General features: G+C 70.7%; 3 protein-coding genes. 1 reads left to right on the top strand and 2 read right to left on the bottom strand.

Going from position 1 to position 3,227, the window contains the following annotated elements; all coding sequences use genetic code 11:
• Both IJH84_RS25155 and IJH84_RS25150 read right to left on the bottom strand, forming a co-directional pair.
• On the bottom strand, positions 1-798 hold a 798-nt coding region (locus tag IJH84_RS25155), incomplete at its 3' end, for an aldehyde dehydrogenase family protein (protein WP_295149785.1).
• A 188-nt stretch (positions 799-986) separates the two neighbouring features.
• Positions 987-2,264 (bottom strand): MFS transporter, encoded by a 1,278-nt coding sequence (locus IJH84_RS25150; RefSeq protein WP_295149783.1) that lies wholly within the window; start codon positions 2,262-2,264, stop codon positions 987-989.
• A gap of 93 nt (positions 2,265-2,357) precedes the next feature.
• Between IJH84_RS25150 and IJH84_RS25145 the strand changes: the two genes are divergently transcribed.
• Complete coding sequence (locus IJH84_RS25145; RefSeq protein WP_295149781.1) at positions 2,358-3,044, top strand: GntR family transcriptional regulator; 687 nt, start codon at positions 2,358-2,360, stop codon at positions 3,042-3,044.
• Positions 3,045-3,227 lie beyond the last annotated feature (183 nt).

Genomic DNA, 3,227 nt, shown 5'->3' with positions numbered 1-3,227 from the left:
CTCGACATCGGCATCGTCGAACACCACCGCCGGGGCCTTGCCGCCCAGCTGCAGGTGCGCGCGCTTGAGATCGGCGGCCGCGGAGGCCGCGACCTCCATGCCGGAGCGGACCGTGCCGGTGATCGAGAACATCCCCGGCGCCTCGTGGGCCACCATCGCCCGGCCGCTGTCGCGGTCGCCGCAGATCAGGTTCAACACGCCGGGCGGCAGCACCTCCCCGGCGATCCCGGCCAGCAGCGACGCGCTGACCGGCGTGGTCTCGGCGGGCTTGAGCACCACCGTGTTACCCGCAGCAAGCGCGGGAGCGATCCGCGCCACCGCCAGCAGCAACGGGTGCGTCCACGACGTGACCTGCGCGCACACCCCGATCGGCTCGCGCCTGGCGAACGAGGTGTGCCCGGGCTCGTACTCCCCGGCCGCACCGGCCTCCTGAACCCGCGCGGCCGCCGCGTAGAACCGCAGCAGGTCGATCGCCTGCGGCAACTCCTGCTCGCGGACCACCGCCCACGGTTTGCCGGTGTTGCGGCACTCGGCCACCACCAGTTCCTCGGACCGCTCCTCGAGGGCCTCCGCGATCCGCAGCAACATCCGCTGCCGCTGCCCGGGTGTGGTCTGCGTCCAGCTCCGCGCGGCCGCGCCGGCGGTGCGCATCACCTCGTCGACGTCGGTCCAGCGGGTCAACGGGGACGTGCCGTACTCCTCCCCCGAGCTCGGATCGACCAGCGGCAACGTCGCACCCGAAACCGTGCCGACGCGCTCCCCGCCGACGAAGTTCTGCAGTTCCAGCGTCGTGGTCACGAAACCTCCCCTGGCGACGATGCCGGCCGATCCAGCGACCCTATCCGGCACCGGCGGCCCCAGGGGTGTCAGTGCCCGCCTCGGGACCTACGAACGGCTCTGGTGCCGGCTTTGCAAGCGGTGTCAGCCGCTTCCGCCGCAACCCGGCGAGCGGCCGCCTACGCAGAACGAGCTCAGAGACAGCGCGTTCAACGCCCGGAGATCGCGCCGAACCGCCCGCGGTACACCCACTGCCCGGCAGCGCCCAACAGCAACAACACCAGCACCGGCACGAATGCCCAGCGGTACGCCGTCGCAGCAGGCGATCCGACCGCCTCCAGCACCCAGCCGACTACCCGCTGGGTCAGCACCGCGGCCAGGAAACCGCCCATGTTCACCACGCCGGAGGCAGCGCCCGAGCGATGCGCGGCGTTGGCCGATCCCGCGCCGTCGAAGGCGAGCATCGCCCCACCACCGCAGAAGCCCATCACGGCCAGCACGCACACCAACACCGGCAGCGGCAGCGCACCGGGCCACCCGATCACCAGCGCCCAGGCGACTGCCACCAACAGCGACACCGCCAGCGTGTACCGCTCACGGCGCTGATCACGACCGGCCACCCACTGCCCTGCCACCAGCGAGCCGACGATGAACCCGACCGCGCACAGCAACAGCAGACGTCCGGCCGCACCGCCGGAAAAGCCCTGCGCCGAGGTCAGCCACGGCGCACCCCACAACGTGGTCACCGTCAAGAACTGGCCCATGAGCACGAAGTGCGCGAAGAACGAGTTCCGCGTGCCGCGCTGGGCCACGACCGCGCGCAACGTGCCTGCGATCCGCTCGTGCCTGGCGGCGTCCTCCTCGACCAGGCCACGCGGCCGATCCCGGATCACCGCGACCGCCACCACCGCCAGCACCGCGGTCAAACCCGCAGCACCGAGGAACGTCGTCAACCAGCCCAGCCCGTGCAACGCCGAAGTCAGCGGCACTGTGGAGACCACCTGGCCGAGCCCGCCGATCAACCCGGTCAGCGCCGCGATCCGCCCGTAGCGGTTGGCCGGGAACCACTGCGCGGCCAACCGCAGCACGTTGGTGAACATGAACGCGTCGCCGATGCCGATGAGCACCCGGCCGGCGATTCCGCCGACGATCGAGCCGCTGATCGCGAAGACGGCGGACCCGACCGCGAGCGCGACGACCCCGCCGGTGATCACTCGACGCGGCCCGAGACGGTCGGCAAGCAGACCCGACGGCACCTGCAGCACCAGGTACACCCCGAGCTGCAGCGCGGTGAACAGGGCCAGCACCGCAGGCCCCGCGGAGAAGCGCACCAGCGCGTCCGGTGCGGCCACCCCCAGGCTCGCCCGGTGGAACAACGCCACGAAGTAGCACGCAGCGCCCACGCCCCACACCAGCCATGCGCCACGCGGCGCCGTGGCTGGTGCGGCTGAGCGCTCGGTTCGGTCTTCGACCACCTCGGCCGTCACTGGTAACGCACCTCCCCAAATCTCGTATGCATGTTAGATACAAGTTGGGATCAGTACGATGTCCTCGTGTCGAGCGCAACACCACAGGAGCCCGTGCCCCATACCACCCAGGCCGCAGCGGGCGCCGCGGAAACACCGGCCGCCGATCGCGCCTACCAGCACGTCAAAGCCGGTCTGCTCGACGGCTCCTATCCGGACGGGCATCTGCTGTCCGAAGGCGAAGTGGCCACCGCGCTGACGATGTCGCGCACACCCGTGCGCGAGGCGTTCCTGCGCTTGCAGACCGAGGGGTTCCTGCGGCTGTATCCGAAGCGCGGCGCGCTGGTGGTGCCGGTGACCCCGACCGAAGCACGTGCACTCCTGGAAGCCCGGCTGGCCATGGAGACCTTCGCGATCGACAAGCTCGCCGCACAGGGCCTCGACGCGATGGCCACGGTCGGCCGCGAGCTCACCACGCACCCGGCCTGCGACGCCCGCGGGCTCAGCGATGCGGAGATGCACGAGGCGGACCGCGACTTCCACGCCCTGCTGGTCGCCGCTGCGGCGAACCCGGTGGTCGACGACCTCTACAACGCGCTGCGCGACCGGCAGCTGCGGATCACCGCCACCGCCCGCACCCAGGACCGGCGCCCGCTGATCACGCACCAGCACAGCGGGGTCGCCGAGGCGATCAGGGACGGCGACGCCGAGACCGCGAAGACCCGGCTGCGCGAGCACCTGCTGGACGTCGTGCGCGTCCTCGGCGTGGCGGGCGGACCCATGCTCGAACCGCCGCAGTGACCCGACAGCACTGATCGGCCCACCTCCGCCCCTTCCCGAGGGCCTTTAGGCGGACTCCAGCAGGTCGCGTTGGTCTGCAGCGGTTTGTCTGGACCAGGTGGCCGCGGTGAGCTGATTGTTGGCGTTAATTTCGGCGTGCACTGAAACGTCTATATGTTTCGACTTGGAAAGTGCAAAGCGTGG

The sequence above is a fragment of the Saccharopolyspora sp. genome (genome assembly GCF_017434145.1).
GTDB classification, from domain to species: domain Bacteria; phylum Actinomycetota; class Actinomycetes; order Mycobacteriales; family Pseudonocardiaceae; genus Saccharopolyspora_C; species Saccharopolyspora_C galaxeae.
The sequence above is the reverse complement of the archived record's forward strand: the minus strand, read 5'-3'. Positions and strand labels throughout refer to the sequence as shown.